Annotated in this window: 15 protein-coding genes; 11 read left to right on the forward strand and 4 right to left on the reverse strand. The window is 65.0% G+C overall.

Going from position 1 to position 16,363, the window contains the following annotated elements:
* The first annotated feature begins 110 nt into the window (after positions 1 to 110).
* The 9 genes from C7450_RS08585 to C7450_RS08625 all read left to right on the forward strand — a co-directional run bounded on the left by C7450_RS08585 (position 111) and on the right by C7450_RS08625 (position 9,641).
* Positions 111 to 767 (forward strand): DedA family protein, encoded by a 657-nt coding sequence (locus tag C7450_RS08585; RefSeq protein WP_110374022.1) that lies wholly within the window; start codon positions 111 to 113, stop codon positions 765 to 767.
* Between the two features lie 277 nt (positions 768 to 1,044).
* Positions 1,045 to 2,169, forward strand: coding sequence for a septal ring lytic transglycosylase RlpA family protein (locus tag C7450_RS08590; protein ID WP_110374023.1), 1,125 nt, complete (start codon positions 1,045 to 1,047; stop codon positions 2,167 to 2,169).
* Between the two features lie 190 nt (positions 2,170 to 2,359).
* Positions 2,360 to 3,547, forward strand: a complete 1,188-nt coding sequence (locus C7450_RS08595; protein WP_245449543.1) for a D-alanyl-D-alanine carboxypeptidase family protein — start codon at positions 2,360 to 2,362, stop codon at positions 3,545 to 3,547.
* A 37-nt stretch (positions 3,548 to 3,584) separates the two neighbouring features.
* Positions 3,585 to 4,289 (forward strand): dTMP kinase, encoded by a 705-nt coding sequence (tmk, locus tag C7450_RS08600; protein ID WP_110374025.1) that lies wholly within the window; start codon positions 3,585 to 3,587, stop codon positions 4,287 to 4,289.
* Entirely contained in the window at positions 4,276 to 5,340 is a 1,065-nt protein-coding gene (locus C7450_RS08605; protein WP_245449545.1) for a DNA polymerase III subunit delta', read from the forward strand. Before tmk ends, C7450_RS08605 begins: the two co-directional genes overlap by 14 nt.
* 32 nt (positions 5,341 to 5,372) lie before the next feature.
* Entirely contained in the window at positions 5,373 to 6,935 is a 1,563-nt protein-coding gene (gene metG / locus C7450_RS08610) for a methionine--tRNA ligase (protein ID WP_110374027.1), read from the forward strand.
* Positions 6,932 to 7,747 carry a TatD family hydrolase gene (locus C7450_RS08615; RefSeq protein WP_110374028.1) on the forward strand — a complete coding sequence of 272 codons (816 nt, stop codon included), beginning with the start codon at positions 6,932 to 6,934 and terminating at the stop codon, positions 7,745 to 7,747. Before metG ends, C7450_RS08615 begins: the two co-directional genes overlap by 4 nt.
* Positions 7,744 to 8,556, forward strand: coding sequence for an MBL fold metallo-hydrolase (locus C7450_RS08620; protein ID WP_110374029.1), 813 nt, complete (start codon positions 7,744 to 7,746; stop codon positions 8,554 to 8,556). Before C7450_RS08615 ends, C7450_RS08620 begins: the two co-directional genes overlap by 4 nt.
* Positions 8,557 to 8,930: 374 nt before the next feature.
* Entirely contained in the window at positions 8,931 to 9,641 is a 711-nt protein-coding gene (locus C7450_RS08625; protein WP_110374030.1) for a hypothetical protein, read from the forward strand.
* A gap of 44 nt (positions 9,642 to 9,685) precedes the next feature.
* On the opposite strand, the gene C7450_RS08630 is transcribed toward C7450_RS08625, so the two are convergent.
* On the reverse strand, positions 9,686 to 10,579 hold the full coding sequence (locus tag C7450_RS08630; RefSeq protein ID WP_110374031.1) for an alpha/beta fold hydrolase: 894 nt from the start codon (positions 10,577 to 10,579) through the stop codon (positions 9,686 to 9,688).
* 98 nt (positions 10,580 to 10,677) lie between these two features.
* A complete protein-coding gene (locus tag C7450_RS08635; protein ID WP_110374032.1) occupies positions 10,678 to 13,005 on the reverse strand; it encodes a lytic transglycosylase domain-containing protein in 2,328 nt (775 codons plus the stop codon).
* A 222-nt stretch (positions 13,006 to 13,227) separates the two neighbouring features.
* Between C7450_RS08635 and dapA the strand changes: the two genes are divergently transcribed.
* Complete coding sequence (dapA, locus tag C7450_RS08640) at positions 13,228 to 14,121, forward strand: 4-hydroxy-tetrahydrodipicolinate synthase (RefSeq protein ID WP_110374033.1); 894 nt, start codon at positions 13,228 to 13,230, stop codon at positions 14,119 to 14,121.
* Positions 14,122 to 14,127: 6 nt separating this feature from the next.
* Positions 14,128 to 14,598, forward strand: a complete 471-nt coding sequence (smpB, locus tag C7450_RS08645; protein WP_110374034.1) for an SsrA-binding protein SmpB — start codon at positions 14,128 to 14,130, stop codon at positions 14,596 to 14,598.
* 31 nt (positions 14,599 to 14,629) lie between these two features.
* Here smpB and C7450_RS08650 read toward each other — a convergent pair whose 3' ends face one another.
* Together C7450_RS08650 and C7450_RS08655 are read right to left on the reverse strand one after the other, a co-directional pair.
* A complete protein-coding gene (locus C7450_RS08650; protein WP_110374035.1) occupies positions 14,630 to 15,313 on the reverse strand; it encodes a uracil-DNA glycosylase in 684 nt (227 codons plus the stop codon).
* Positions 15,310 to 15,969, reverse strand: coding sequence for a LabA-like NYN domain-containing protein (locus C7450_RS08655; protein ID WP_110374036.1), 660 nt, complete (start codon positions 15,967 to 15,969; stop codon positions 15,310 to 15,312). Before C7450_RS08655 ends, C7450_RS08650 begins: the two co-directional genes overlap by 4 nt.
* Positions 15,970 to 16,363 lie beyond the last annotated feature (394 nt).

Here is a 16,363-nt window from a genome sequence, read left to right on the forward strand (position 1 = left end):
GGGATGGAGACCGAATGATCGAGCCAGGCCTCGGATGTGGCGCCGGAATGGGCTTCGGAACGCGGTGCCCCAGGGCCGCCACTTATCGATATCGCTGCGAGATCTGACGCGTGGATCATTTTTTTGCCTCGTTTGAACCATTTTTGCGCGCGCACGGCACGCCGGTCGTCGGCCTTGTCCTGTTCTTCGAATCCCTTGGGTTACCACTGCCGGGCGAGTCCCTGCTGGTCGCAGCCGGCATTCTGGCGGCGCGCGGCGACCTGTCCCCGGTCGGGTTGTTCCTCTATGCGTGGGTCGGATCGGTCCTCGGCGACAATGCAGGCTATCTCATTGGCCGTCTGGTCGGGCGCCGGGTTCTGCTGCGTTACGGTGGGCGCGTCGGCCTCACCGAGGACCGTTTCGCGCGCATCGAGGAGGTCTTTGCGCGCTATGGCCCGATCGCCGTCATGTTCGCGCGATTCTTCAATATTCTCAGGCAATTGAACGGCGTTGTCGCGGGCGTGGCGGGCATGCGATGGGAACGCTTTCTCATCTTCAACGTCATCGGTGCGGGGCTGTGGGTTCTCGCCTGGGGTGGGGGCGCCATCCTGTTCGGCCGCCATATGGGCCATGTCGCCGCGATCCTCCACCAGATCGGCCCCTGGCGGGCGAGTGCGCTCGCGCTCGCAGTGATCGCCGTGGCTGCCGGCATCCTGTGGCTCACACGACGGCGCTCCCGCGGCGCCGGGAAGCCCCTGTCCAACCGTTCGGTTCCGCAGAAGGATTGATGACATCCGGATGATGGATCAGCCTAAATTTGCTAGCCGGCTGGAGGTCGTCGTGTCATCCTTTCGCCGTATTTGGACGTGCTCCTGATAGGTGCGTCTTGCGTAAATGCATTTGATTCTGCGTCGAATGTGGATGGACGCTTCAAGGGCTTGTTATCCGCCTGGTGAGGTAGAACTGTCGGAACGGCTGCATTTTATGGCTTTCCGGGCAAGGTGGGTTGCGCCATTGCCTGGAGGCCTGTAAATCGGCCAGACCGCAACGACACAGGATGGGCCAATGCCGGTCTTCGAGAAAACGCCGAGAACGAGCAGCTGTGACGATGTCGCCGATGCCTATCCCGATGTTTCCGAACGTTTTTTCCGGTTGAAGGTTCTGTCCCGGCCCCTGCTGAAAGGGGCAGCCGCTTCGGCGACGGCCCTCCTTCTCGCCAATTGCAGCGCGCCGCAGCAGCAGGGCTCCAAGATCGATCCGAAATATGGCGTATCACCGAGCCCGCGTGTTGTAGCCAGTGGCCCTATCCCGAAGGGCGGCGGCCGCGATCACGTGGGGAAGCCCTATACCATCGCCGGCAAGGTCTACCATCCGCGTGAAGACGCCCGATACTCCCGCGTCGGCCTGGCCTCCTGGTATGGCGATGCCTTCCATGGCCGCAGGACGGCCAATGGCGAGGTCTTCGACAAGCTCTCGATTGCCGCCGCGCATCCGACCCTCCCGCTTCCGAGCTATGTGCGGGTGACCAATCTCACCAACAACAAATCGATGGTCGTGCGCGTCAATGATCGCGGCCCGTTCCATGGCAATCGTCTGATCGACGTGTCGTCGCGCGCCGCTGACGCGCTGGGCTTCAAACGCGCCGGCACCGCGCGCGTGCAGGTCGACTATATCGGCCGCGCGGGGCTCGCAGGCAGCGACGATCGCAAGCTGATTGCGACCTTGACGGATCAAGGGCCGGCCCGCCTTCCGGGTGGCTCGACCGCGCCGGTGATGGTCGCCCGCGCCGAGCCGGCGAGGCCCCAGGCGCTCGCTTTCAATCCGCGGCAGGAGCCACCGCCGGCCGCACCACGCATCGAGCGGGTGGCCTATGCCGCGCCGGTCGCCACGCCTGCTCCCGCCGCGGCAGCGGTGCAGTCCTTCGCGACGGCTCCTGTGCCGAGCCAGGGACGCGTTGTCACGAATATCCCGCTTCCGCCCGAGCGGCCGTTTGACCTTGGCCGGGCGACCCGCGCCACCCCCGCAGGGCCTCAGCGCCAGGCTGTGAACCAGTCCACCCGTCCGACCAGGGCGGCCGCGCTGTTCTTCGCCGAGGCCGAGCCGTTGCCGAACGTTTTTCGCGCAACCGGCGGATTTACCGAAACAACCTCGCAAAGGTTTGTTTCCTTCAAATCAAGTTCGGTCGAGTAAGTTTCCCCCCTCCTGTTGATTTCAGGGAACGCCCGGAGCAAGATTCCGGGCGTTGCATGGTGATGGGGGGAGTGCGGCTATGTCGTGCGTATCGAACAGCTGGCGCTCGAAGCTGAGACATCACGCATCGCGCGGGATCCGTGCGACGGTTCCTTGCCCGTCCTCCGGAAGGCCCCTTCGCGGAGGCCGAGTGACGCAGGCGATTGGTGCAACCGTCGGCCATGCGGCGCGCATCGCAGGCTTGGTCCTGGTCATGACGGGCATGGCCGCCGCCCAGGATCTCCGGACGGCCGCCCCCTTCGCCCTGCTCATGGACTATGGATCGGGCACGATTCTTTACGAGAAGGCGGCCGACACGCTCATGATTCCGGCCAGCATGGCCAAAGTCATGACCGCCGAACTGCTTTTCCGCGAGATCAAGGAAGGGCGCATCACGTTCGATACCGAGTTCGTGGTGTCGGAGAATGCCTGGCGCCGCGGCGGCGCGCCGTCCGGCGGTTCTGCGATGTATGCGGAGCTCGGCAGCTCGGTAAAGGTTATCGATCTGATGCAGGGGCTCGCGATCCAGTCCGGCAATGACGCGGCGATCGTCATTGCTGAGGGCATCGCCGGCAACGAGGCCAATTTCGCGCGGATGATGACCGATCGCGCCCGTGAACTCGGCCTTTCGCGCTCCACCTTTATGAACGCGACCGGCCTCGATGATCCCGACCAGCGCACCACCGCCCGCGACCTCGCCTTGCTGACCGCCCATATCATCCGGACTTACCCCGATCTCTATGCCTATTTCGGGAAACCGGAATTCACCTGGAACAAGATCCGGCAGCTCAATCGCAACCCGCTGATCGCCATGAGCATTGGCGCCGATGGCGTCAAGACGGGCTATCTCAAGGACGCCGGCTACGGGGTCATCGGGTCGGCGGTCAGTGGCGGGCGCCGGCTCATCGTCGTCGTCAACGGCCTGAAGACGGCGAAGGACCGGGCGGACGATGCACGGCGCTTGCTCGACTGGGGGTTCCGCTCCTTCGAGACGCGCCGCCTGTTCGGCGCCAATGTGGAGGTGGGCGAGGCGGATGTCTATGGCGGCGCAGAAGGCAGCGTCGGCCTGGTATCCGTCAATCCGATCGAGATTCTCATCCCGCGTGGCTCGGCCGACAAGCTTGTGGGGAAGATCGTCTATACCGGACCATTGATGCCGCCGGTCGCTGCGGGTAAGGAAGTGGCACGCTTCAAGGTGACGCGCGGCGACGTCGAGGTCCTCGATATCCCGCTCGTCACGGCGCGGGCGGTCGAGAAGGGGAGCGTTTCCCAGCGGGCATTCAGTGCGATGTTCGAATTGTCGACCGGCTTCATCCGCGACGCGTTCAAGAAGCTATAGATCCGGACCCTTTTTGGTACAGCAGGCAGCGGAGCGCATGGCGAAGGCACCCTTCATCACCTTCGAAGGCGGGGAGGGAGCCGGCAAGTCCACGCAGATCCGGCGATTGGCGGCCCATCTCCAGACGCTTGGCATCGATGCCGTGATGACACGGGAACCTGGCGGCTCCCCGAAGGCCGAGCGCATTCGGGCGTTGCTGCTGTCGGGGGCTGCCAAACGGTTCGGCACCCTCGCGGAGGCCGTCCTGTTCTCTGCAGCGCGCATCGACCATATCGATACCCTGATCGCGCCGGCTCTGGCGCGGGGCACCTGGGTGCTGTGCGACCGCTTCATCGATTCGACGCGGGTCTACCAGGGCGCGTCGGGCGACGTCGATCCCCGGCAGATCGCAATCCTCGAGCGGGTCGTGGCGGGCGATATCATGCCGGACCTGACCTTCATCCTCGATCTGCCGCCGGAGGTCGGGCTGGCGCGCGCCGGCGCGCGGGCCGGCGCCGATAGCGCCAGCGACCGTTTCGAGGCCGAGGGGCTTGCCTTCCACGAGACATTGCGCGCGGCTTTTCTGGCCATCGCTGCCGCCGAGCCGAAGCGCTGTGTCGTCATCGACGCCACGGGCGACGAAGAGGCGGTCGAGACGGCGATCTGGAGCGCGGTGGTCGAACGCCTTGATGTCCCGGACGCGGCGCCGGCCAAGGTGGCGCACAACGACGACGGAGAGCGGGGGCGGCGTGTCACAACCTGATGGAATCGAGGCCGATCGCTATCTGGATTGCCCCCATCCGCGCGAGCAGACCGACCTCGTCGGTCATGCGGCGTCGGAAACCGCCTTTCTCGACGCCTTCCGGAGCGGGCGCCTGCACCATGCCTGGCTGATCGGCGGGCCACAGGGCATCGGCAAGGCGACCTTCGCCTATCGCGCGGCGCGTTTTCTGCTGGCGAACCCGGATCCCTCCGCGCCAGCCGTCGCGCGCGCCACGGATCTTGGCGTGGATCCGGACCATCCCGCGGCGCGCCGGGTGGCCGCCCTTTCGCATCCCGATCTCGTGGTGCTGCGGCGCACGCCCGGCACGGACAAGAAGGGACCGTCCGCCTTCATCCCGATCGATGCCGTGCGGCGGGCGCTCGCCGTCTTCGGAACGACCGCCGGCGCCGGCGGCTACCGCGTGGCGATCGTCGACAGCGTTGAAGATCTCAATGCGGCCAGTGCCAATGCGTTGCTCAAGGTCGTGGAAGAGCCGCCGCCGCGTTCCGTGTTCCTCATCGTTGCCCATGCCCCGGGACGCACGATGGCAACCTTGCGCTCGCGCTGCCGCAAGATGACCATGCGGCCGCTGGCCGCCGACGATGTGGCAACCGTCCTGACAAAGCTGGATGGCGAAGCCGATGCGGCGGCCGTGCGCCAGGCGGCAGTCATGGCTGGTGGTTCCGTGCGCACGGCGCTCAGGCTGATCGACCCGGACGTCATCGCGCTCGTCGAGCGGGTCCGGCGCATGCTCGCCCGTTTGCCCGAGGAAGACGTCGCCGAACTCTACAGCCTCGCCGAACAGCTTTCCGGGCGTGCGGACGAGGAGCGATTCGCGACCTTCCTGACAACGGTCGGCGAATGGATCGGCGGGCGCGTACACAGCGAGGCGGCGGGCGGTGCCTCACGCCTTGCGCCACTCGTGGAGGTATGGGACAAAGGCCTCCGCGCGGCGCGCGACGTCCAGGTTCTGAATCTCGATCGTCGCCCGTTCGTATTCTCCCTTTTCGGCGACCTCGCGGAGGCCGTTCGGCGCTCCAGCGCCGCGTGAGCCATGATGGTGTCGCCTCGGATGGTTGGCGCATGGCCGAGACTTTCTACATCACGACCCCGATCTTCTACCCGAATGGTGCGCCGCATATCGGTCACGCCTATACGGTAATTGCGACCGACGCGCTGGCGCGCTTCCAGCGGCTCGACGGCAAGGACGTCCTGTTCCTGTCCGGCACCGACGAGCACGGGCTGAAGATGCAGCAGACCGCGGAGAAGGAAGGCGTGACGGCGAGGGCGCTCGCCGACCGCAACTCGGCGGTCTTCCAGTCTCTGCTGAAGCACCTCGACTGCTCCAACGACGATTTCATCCGCACCACCGAGCCGCGCCATTATGAATCCTGCCAGGCGATCTGGAAGGCGATGGCCGCCAATGGCGACATCTATCTCGATCGCTACGCCGGCTGGTATTCCGTGCGCCAGGAAGCCTATTTCGAGGAGGGTGAGACCACACTCGGCGAGGACGGCGTGCGGCGCGAGCCGCTCGGCTCCCCGGTGGAGTGGAACGAGGAGGAAAGCTATTTCTTCCGCCTGTCCGCCTATCAGGATCGCCTGCTCGCCTTCTACGAAGCTCATCCGGACTTCATCGGCCCCACCGAGCGCCGCAACGAGGTCATCAGCTTCGTTAAATCGGGCCTGCGCGACCTCTCGGTGTCCCGCACCACCTTCGACTGGGGCGTGCCAGTGCCCGACGATCCCAAACACGTCATGTATGTGTGGGTGGACGCCCTGACCAACTACATCACGGCGGCCGGCTATCCCGACAAGGCGGCGCCGAAATGGCGGTACTGGCCTGCGAACGCGCATATCATCGGCAAGGATATCCTGCGCTTTCACGCGGTCTATTGGCCGGCCTTCCTGATGGCGGCCGGCGTCGAGCCGCCGAAGCGTGTCTTCGCGCATGGCTTCCTGTTCAACCGCGGCGAGAAGATGTCGAAGTCGGTCGGCAATGTGATCGACCCCTTCGCACTGGTGGAACGCTACGGTCTTGACCAGGTGCGCTATTTCTTCCTGCGGGACGTGCCCTTCGGTCAGGACGGCAGCTACAGCCATGAGGCCATCGTCAATCGCACCAATGCCGATCTCGCCAATGATCTCGGCAATCTCGCCCAGCGTTCGCTGTCGATGATCGCCAAGAACTGCGAGGGCAAGGTGCCGGCACCTTCGGCCTTCACGCCGGCGGACGAGGCGCTTCTGGCTGATGTCGACGGGCTGTTGGCGAAGGCGCGAGCGGCCATGACGGATTTTGCGCTGCACAGCCTCCTGGCGGAAACCTGGGCCGTGGTGGCGGAGGCCAACCGCTATTTCGCCTCCCAGGAGCCGTGGATACTGCGCAAGACCGATCCTGCCCGCATGGCAACGGTGCTCTATGTGACGGCCGAAGTCTTGCGGCAGGTGGCTATCCTGGCGCAGCCTGTCACACCGCATGCAGCCGCCAAGCTGCTCGACCTGCTCGCGGTGCCCGCCGAGGCGCGCGCCTTCACGGCGCTCGGACCCGTCGGCCGTCTCGCGCAGGGCGGCGCCTTGCCGGCGCCCGCGCCGATCTTCCCGCGCTATATCGAGCCGGAGGCGGCAAGCGAGGGTCAAAACGCGTGACGGTCAAGCTCGTCGATAGCCATTGTCACCTCGACTATTACGAGACCGATCGCGCGGCGATCCTGGCGCGTGCCCAGGCGGCCGGCGTCGGGCGCCTCGTGACGATCTCGACCCGGGTCGCTCATTTCGACACCTATCGCGACCTGGCCGAGCGCAACCCGGGCGTGTTCTTCTCGGTGGGGACGCATCCCCATCAGGTCGGCGAGGAGCCCGACGTGCCCGCCGCGCGCCTCGTCGCGCTCTCGGCCCATCCGCGCTGCATCGCCATCGGGGAGGCCGGTCTCGACTATTTCTACGACCGCAACCCGCGCGACCTGCAGCAGGCGGTCTTCCGCACCCATATCGCGGCGGCGCGCGAGAGCGGGCTGCCGCTCGTCATCCATGCGCGGTCGGCCGACGAGGACATGATCGCGATCCTGCGGGACGAGATGCGTGCAGGCGCCTTCACGGCGGTGCTGCATTGCTTCTCGTCGGGCCGGGAACTCGCCGAAGTCGGGTTGGAGCTTGGGCTCTATCTCTCCTTCTCCGGCATCCTGACCTTCCGCCGGTCCGAGGATCTCAGGGCGATTGCCGCGATCGTGCCGCTGGAGCGGCTTCTGGTGGAGACGGATGCGCCCTATCTCGCCCCGGAGCCGTTCCGCGGCAAACGCAACGAACCGGCGCATGTGGGCCTGACCGCGCGCGTTCTGGCCGCGGTGAAGGGGATCGCGGAGGCTGCCCTGATTGAGGCGACGACCGCCAATTTCGAACGCCTTTTCGCGAAGGTCGGCCGGGACGAACTCATCGCCAATCCGGAAGGAAGCGCCGCGTGACCATGACCGTCACTGTGCTCGGCTGTGGATCGTCGGGCGGCGTGCCGCGCGTGGGCGGCGGCATGGGAGGCGGCTGGGGCGCCTGCGACCCCGACGAACCGCGCAACCGGCGCAGGCGCTGTTCCGTCCTGGTCGAGCGACGCGGCAGCGCGGGCGTGACCCGCGTCCTCATCGACACCTCGCCGGATCTGCGGGAGCAGCTCCTGTCCGCGAATGTCGACCATCTCGATGGCGTGCTGTATACGCACCAGCACGCGGATCATACCCACGGCATCGACGACTTGAGGCCGCTGTCGCTGCGCATGCGCCGGCCGATCGACGTCTATGCCAACCGCGCGACGGGTGATTTCCTGCGCGAGACCTTCGGCTATTGTTTCGCGACGCCGCTCGACAGTGAATATCCGCCTTTCCTGATCGAGCATTCGCTCGAGGCGGGACGGGCTACGGTCATCGCGGGGGCGGGCGGCCCCATCACGGCCATGCCCTTCGCCATGCAGCACGGCCGTCTCGAAGCCTACGGCTTTCGCATCGGTGACTTCGCCTATGCGACCGACATCAACCATATGCCCGAGGCGAGCCTTCCCTATGTCATGGGGCTCGACGTCCTTATCCTGGACGCGCTGCGCTATACACCGCACCCCACGCATTTCAGTGTTCCGGAGGCGCTCGCCCTCATCGCGCGCGTCACGCCCCGGCGCGCCTTCCTGACGAATCTCCACAACGATCTCGACTATGCCAAGCTCGCCGGTGAGTTGCCGGTATCGGTCGCGCCGGCTTACGACGGGCTGTCGATCACGATTGCCAACTGAGCGGATATCGCACCGCGCGGCGCTGCGGCCGAACAATCAGGCATCGCGATCGTTCAAGGCGCCGCCGCGCCTCTGCGCGGCACGAAGCGCCGGCGTCCAGTGGCCGCATAGACCTCCACTGATGCGCAAGGCCGCTTTGCCGGCTGATGGCGATGCTTTTGTTCGTAAACTGTTGAGATAACGTCCGACTTGCCCCCACCGCGAGGCCGTCTGCACAGGCTGCATTGCCGCGAGGCTCCATTCGCCCATCATTGATTGTACCGCGTTGGCGTATACAGCTCCAGCGTGTTTTGGTCGAGACATGGACGGACATGCGGTGCGACAGGCCATTCCGGACTCCCAAGTCCGATGGAGCTGAGAGGAACTCGCCTGCCATGCGGCTGCCGGGCTCGCTCTGGCTCGGGCTGTCTTTTCTCATCGTCTCTATCGCGCCGACCGCCGCATCGGCGGCCTGCGCCAGCCGTCTCAGCACCATTGCGGATACCGCCGCGATCTGTGGGGGAGAAGCGCGGCTCAGCGATACCATTGCGGCGGTGGAGTCGATGGACAGCGTGGAGGATCTCTCGTTCGAAGCGATGGAGGTTCAGCCGACCCCCGCAGGCGAAACACGCTTCGGCATCGAGATTGTCAGCCGCCTCGGCGCGAAGACCGTATCCCCGGCAGATCTCTTGTGGTTCCAGGCCGCCTTTGCTGAAGCCGACCTGAGGGACAACCTCGCGACCTTGCAGCCCCAACCCCGGGCGAGCCAAGCCGAACGGCCACAGGCCGGCCTGCAGCCGGACGGATGGTTCCTGTCAGCGGGGCTTCTCTATCACTGGTTGCCGAACCTCAGGCACGCCTTCTTCACAAGTCTCGCCTGGCAGGAGCCTCCGCGCGCCGCTCTGCGCGGCCATGGGGACGACAAGGCGATGCTGACGATCGGGAGCGGTACACGGCTGACCTGGTCGCCAGTCGATGGTGTGGATCTCGGCCTCGAGGTGCTCTATGCGCGCACCGGCGAATTCGTGCACAGGCGCGTCGGCTTCAAGGACATGACGCTGGACGGCAAGATCGACGCGCGCCTGCGTTTCAACAAGGAGTTCTAGAGCGCCGATCTGATTGGATCAGATCGAAACGCGCTCTAATCCGATCACGCCTCCTGCGTATCGATGCTCTGGACGAACCGCAGGATAGCCTTCATCACCGCCGGCTCCCAGGTCAAGGGCGTGTGGCCCTGATCCGGAATGGTCAGGGCTTCCATCTTCGGGTAGCGGGCCTGCATGGCGGACAGCGTCGCCTCGGACAGGATATCCGAATTGGCGCCGCGAATGGTCAGCAGCGGGACATGGCGCAGGAGATCGCAGTAGTTCCACAGGTCCGGCAGAGGCTCCTCGAGATCGACGCTCTCCAGGGTCCGGACGAGGGCTGGATCATAGGCCGGAATGAGCTTGCCCTTCTCCTCCACCCAGGTGCGTCGGGCGAGAAGATCCCAGTCCGCGTCGCCGAGCGTCGGGAACTGGGCATTCGACAGAAGTTTGAGAATGCCGACCGCCTCGCGAAAATCCGCCGGCGTCGGCAATTTGCCGATATAGCCGCGGATACGGATCAGCCCGCGCGGATCGAGCACCGGCCCCACGTCATTGAGAACGGCTCCCTGGATGATACCGGCCCGCGCCACGGCAAGCGCCATGATAAGAAGGCCGCCCCGCGATGTGCCGACGAAGATGGCCTGCGGCACACCAAGCGCTGTCAGGACCTGGATCAGGTCGTCGACCTCGACCTGCGGATCGTAGTGGGTCCAGTCCTTGTCCCATTCGGAAAGGCCGCGGCCGCGATAATCGACGGCTATGACACGGCGCGGCCGGCGGGAATCCGAGGCCAACGCGATCGAGAGCTCGTGGAAATCGGCCGCCGTGCGGGCAAGCCCCGGCAGGCAGACGACGGGCAGATGGCCGCTGGGGCGATTGCCGTAGATTCTGACATGGAGCCTAAGGCCATCGCTGGCACTCATGAACTCATCGCGGTAGCCGTCGTTCACAGTCATCGCTCACCCAACTAGCGCAGGACAACAGCGCCAAAAAAACATGGCCCCGGCAGGGGAATGCCGGGGCCGATTGCCGACGGATCACGGGCAAGGCTCGCCTATTGAAACGCCCCTCGCCGGAGATCGCGCTCGATGAACAAGGCCGTCCGGTCGCCCAGAATATGCCGGTAGACCTGAAGATTCTCCATAACACGTTGCACATAATTGCGTGTTTCCGGAAAGGGAATGCGCTCGACCCAATCCACCGTGTCGACGCCGTTGTCGCGCGGGTCGCCGTAGGCCGTGATCCACTTGCGCACATTGCCGGGCCCGGCATTGTAGGCGGCAAAGGTCAGGATATAGGACCCCCGCCAATAGCCGACGAGCTCGCCGAGATGGGCGGTTCCGAGGGTCGCGTTATAAGCCGGATCATTCGTCAGGCGGTCGACGTCGAAGGGAAGGCCCGCCCTCTGCGCGGTGGCTTTCGCCGTCGCGGGCATGAGCTGCATGAGCCCGCGGGCGCCCGCCGAGGATACGGCATCGGCCGCGAAGGCACTCTCCTGCCGCGCGATGGCATAGGTCATCGACCGCTCGACGCTGTCGCCGGCCGCCTCGAAGGACGGAATGCCGTTCGTCGGAAAGGCGGTCCGGTCGAGAGGAAAGCCGCGGTAGAGCGCGCGCTTGCCGACCACCAGTTCCGCGCGCGTATCCCCCAGCGAGCCGGCGATATGGGCGACCGCGGTCATCGCGTCGGCGCCCTCGACGTTGCGCGCGAGCTCGTCGATGAGGAGGATGGCGATGCGCCGCTCATCCAGATGATAGAGCAGGCGGATGGCCTGGACGATATCGCTCTTTTCCAGCGTCGCGCGCGCCAGGATATCGCCCTTCGGCGGCGGGCTCACGGGCAGGTCCGTCTTGCCGAGCCGGGCGCGGGCAAGCTGCCCGTAGTACGTCGTGACATGTTGGGCGGCAGCTTCGTAGAAGGCGTTCGCGCCCGCCGCATCCTTCGCGGCCTCGGCGGCCCGTCCGCGCCAATAGGTTACGCGCGCGACCGAGATCGGCAGGTCGGCATGCGGCTCTGCGGCGGCGAAATGCTTGGCTGCGATGTCCGGCTTGTCGAGAAACCGCAGGGCAATCCAGCCCGCGAGCATCTCTGTCTCGATCGTGTCCGTCTCGCTGACGGCCACATTCGGCTTGATGATGTCATAGGCCATCTGCGGCTCGCCTGCCTCGATGAGGCCTCGCGCCAGGCGTTGGCGCTCCTTCGCCCATTGGTCGCCCTCGACGACTGCCTCCGGCTTTGTCGGGGCCTTCAGCATGATCGCCGCGGCTTCCGCGCGCTTGCCCTGGCGGCGCAGTTCCTGGGCTTCGACGAACTGGATCAGCGGATCCGCCCGCTCCGCAGCGCTGAGGCCATTGAGCGCCGGCTTGAGATTGCCGCCACGCTCGATGGTCATCCGCGCCTTCAGAAGCTTGACCTCGCGGGGGCCGATGTCGGCCGCCAGCCGCTGCGCCGAGGTCCAGTCCTTGCGGAAGGCCAGGCGCTCCAACCGGGCGCGATTGTTGGCCGCGGTCAGGACGGTCGGAAAACTCTCGCGAATGGCGCGCTCGAGGTCGCGATCAACGGGATCGTTGCGCCAGGCGTCCTGGACAAGCGCGAAGGCCTTTTTGTCCAGCGTCGCGTCACCTTGTCCGCCGCTCTTGTCAGTCGCCGACTGCTGGTAGGCGAGCGCCAGCGCGAACTTGCCATCGGCGCTTTCCGGCTGGCGTCCGGCGAAGAACGACAGGATCGTCGCCGGAGACACCTTCTGCCGCCACATCGCCCGTTCGGTATGGCGTTGCGTGATGTCACGCTGCGGCCAGTCGGCGTGTTCGGCGAGAAAAGACGACAGGCGGCTGTAGCCGAGATGCGAGCCATTGTGTCTGATGGCGATCCATTCGACGAGCGTACGCGCTGCTCCACCTGAGAGACCGGCGGCAAGGGCATCGCCGCCGGCAATGTCGCCGTTGCGGTAGAGATCGATGATCTTCGTGACCGCATCCGCTTCGACGGTGACGGCATCGAGATCGGGGCGCGCGACCGAGGGGGCATGCAGCGGCGGGGCATACGGCGGCTTGGTGTCGCCGCTGGACATCTCGTTGGGGCTGGCATAAGCGAGGGTCGTGCCCTCCGTACCGGTTGGCGCAGACGCCTCCTCCGCGGCTTGAGACCCCATTGGGTCCGCTTCCGCAATGGCCTCTGCCGCCGAGCGGCGAGGCCTTTCGGTGGCAATCCCGGTTGCCGGGGCAGGGGGCGGGAGAGGGAGCCGCAGCGCGGCCGAAGGCATCTCTACCTTGATGTCATGCCCAGGCGCCGTCATCCGTGTCGGCAGCCTATCCGGCCACACGACAGCGATCGACAGAACGGCAACCGCGATTCCCGCCAGAAGGCGTGCTCTCGGCTTCATCCGGTCACTCCCGAACTCGAGCGCGGACACACGATACCCACGTTAAGAAAGTTGTCGCTCCTGGATCTTAACGAATTCCAAATCACCCGTATCACACCTTTACTATGCTGGCCTTTTGCGCCATCACCGTGAAGAGGCTATGACTTCCTCCGCGTGCTGGTGGCCAACCGCCGCACGAAAAAACGCTGCATGGGAGATTCCCCTCGCGGGAAAACCACACCAATGACTTCACGCTCTCCCTTCAAGGGATCGATCACTGCGCTCGTTACGCCCTTCCGCGATGGTGCCCTCGACGAGGCCGCTTTTCGCGCCCATGTCGACTGGCAGATCGAGAACGGCACCCATGGGCTTGTTCCGGTCGGCACGACGGGGGAAAGCCCGACGCTCTCCCATGCCGAACACAAACAGGTGGTCGAATGGTGCGTCGCCGCCGCGGGCGGGCGTGTTCCCGTGATTGCCGGTGCCGGCTCCAACAACACGGCCGAAGCCGTGGATCTCGCGCGCCATGCGGAGGAGGCCGGCGCCCAGGGCGTGCTGGTCGTGACCCCCTATTACAACAAGCCCGGCCAGGAAGGGCTCTATCAGCACTTCAAGGCCATCAACGATGCCATCGGCATCCCTATCCTGATCTACAACATCCCCTCGCGGTCCGTGATCGACATGTCCGTCGACACCATGAAGCGGCTCTTCGAGCTTCCGAACATCGCGGGGGTCAAGGACGCAACCGCCAATGTCGCGCGCGTGAGCCTGCAACGCGCGGCCATGGGTCCGCAGTTTAATCAACTTTCTGGCGAAGATGCGACGGCGCTCGGATTCATGGCGCACGGCGGCGACGGCTGCATTTCCGTCAGCGCCAATGTCGCGCCGAAGCTCTGCGCGGAGTTCCAGGAGGCTTGCCTCAGGGGCGACTACGCGGCCGCGCTTGCCATCCAGGATCGGCTGATGCCGTTGCACACGGCGCTCTTCATCGAGACCAATCCCTCGCCGGCGAAGGCGGCTCTTGCGCTGCTTGGGCGCATGGCGCCGGATACGCGGCTGCCGATGGTTCCGGTCTCCGACGCGACGCGCCACGCGCTCCACGAAGCCCTGGTGCATGCCGGGCTGATCAATGGGTGAGGTCTAATGTCGGCCGGTAAGGAAACGACGCGGAACGTTGCCGAGAACCGGAAGGCGCGCTTCAACTATGAGATCGTCGAGAAGATCGAGGCCGGAATTGCCTTGACCGGCACGGAAGTCAAATCGCTCAGGGAAGGCAAGGCGACCATCGCGGAAGCCTATGCCGGTCCCTCGGGCGAGGAATTCCTGCTGTTCAACGCCTATATCCCGGAATATCTGCAGGCCAACCGCTTCAACCATGAGACCCGGCGCCCGCGGAAGCTGCTCCTGCATAAACGCCAGATCAACAAGCTGATCGGCGCTACCCAGCGTCAGGGCTTCACCGTCGTGCCGCTCAGGATCTATTTCAATCCCAAAGGGCGCGCGAAAGTGGAGATCGCCCTGGCGCGCGGCAAGAACCTCGGGGATAAGCGCGAGACCGAGAAGAAGCGCGATTGGGATCGCGAGCGCTCACGCTTGATGCGCGAGAAGGGCTGATCCCTTCGCGCAGCGGTTCACGGCGGCACCGTCACGGCCGCCCATCGAGGTAGGCGCGCACGCGCTGGAACACGGCCCTGAACATGTCGGGGGTGAGCACACGCGTATTCGTGTTGTAGCGCGAGCAGTGATAGCTGTCGAACAGCCGGACGGGTCCGATCGCGTGTTCGGCGCCATGGGCGAAGGGGATGCGGCCAAGCCTTTCTCCGAAGGCGCGGACGACGCTTTCATGGGCAATGCGGCCGAGCGCGACGACGGCCGATAGCTGTGGCATCGCGCCGATCTGGCCGGCGAGGAACGGGCGGCAGGTGGCGATCTCGACGCCCGTCGGCTTGTTCTGTGGTGGTACGCAGCGCACGGCATTGACGATCATACCGTCATCAAGCGTGAGGCCGTCGTCCGGCGTCGCCGCATACTGGCCGTGCGCGAAGCCAAACTCGGTCAAGGTCGCATAGAGGAGATCGCCGGCATAGTCGCCCGTAAAGGGACGGCCGGTCCGGTTGGCGCCGCGCAGGCCGGGCGCGAGCCCGACAATCATCAGCCGCGCGTTGGACGGGCCGAAAGCGGCGACCGGCGCGTTGTGCCATTCCGGCTCGCGCGCCCGCCACTCTTCGCGAAAGGCCACCAACCGCGGGCAAAGCGGGCAGTCACGGCCCGGTTGTTCCGTCTGGTGCTGCACAGCGCGCTGCGAAGCGGCCCTCGAAGCGGCCCTCAAGGGGACTCGACGCCGTCTTCGTCGCCGAGGTTGGGCTGCCGGATCCCGTAGCGTTTCTCGACGGCGTAGCGCGCGCGGACGGTATCGGCCTTGTCCTCGAAGCCCAGCGGCCGCTGCCTGTCCGAACGCTCGGTCGGATCGCGGCCGATGCGCGAGGCGAGCTGCATGATTTCGATGAACTCGTCCGCCTGGCGGCGCAATTCGTCGGCTATCATCGGCGGCTGGGTCGAAATGGTCGAGATCACCGAGACCCGCACGCCCCGTCGCTGCATCGCTTCCACGAGCGAGCGAAAATCCCCGTCGCCTGAAAACAGGATCATTTCGTCGATATAGGGCGCGAGCTCCAGCGCATCGATCGCGAGCTCAATGTCCATGTTGCCCTTGACCTTGCGGCGGCCGGCGGAATCGACGAACTCCTTGGTGGGCTTGGTCACGACGCGATAGCCGTTATAATCCAGCCAGTCGATCAGAGGTCTAATAGAAGAATATTCCTGATCTTCGATCAGGGCTGTGTAGTAGAAGGCGCGCACCAGATTCCCGCGCCCCTTGAATTCTTTCAAAAGACGCTTGTAGTCGATGTCAAAGCCTAATGTCTTTGTCGTCGCATAGAGGTTCGCCCCATCGATAAATAACGCGAGACGTTGCGGGCTTGTCATTGATTTTTTCTCGATTAGGCGTTTTACAGAGTCGAACCTGTCGTCCGTAGACGGCATCGTGAAAAATGTATCAGTATCACCAAACGTGCTACGGGCATTCAACAGTTGCTGTCGCACAGTTGCGATAGAAATGACAAGCGCATTTTGCCCCACCGTCCAGAAATGTCCAGCGGCGGCGACATCCGCGGGATCCCCCTTACGCTGGCGCTTCGCATGGCTGATGCCATTAACTATAAAAGCGTACACCTCTACTCTGAACGGATCCTCGCCCGCGTGGTCACCTGACCCATAATAATAGCCTTGCCTCACGAAAGAACCTGAGCGGGAGCCCAGGGCTCTCGGACGTTTCGGCCTGTGGGTGGGAGCGGGGGGGTGAGCGCGGACCGAGAAAACC

This window comes from Chelatococcus asaccharovorans, from assembly GCF_003201475.1.
In the GTDB taxonomy this organism is placed as follows: Bacteria; Pseudomonadota; Alphaproteobacteria; order Rhizobiales; family Beijerinckiaceae; genus Chelatococcus; species Chelatococcus asaccharovorans.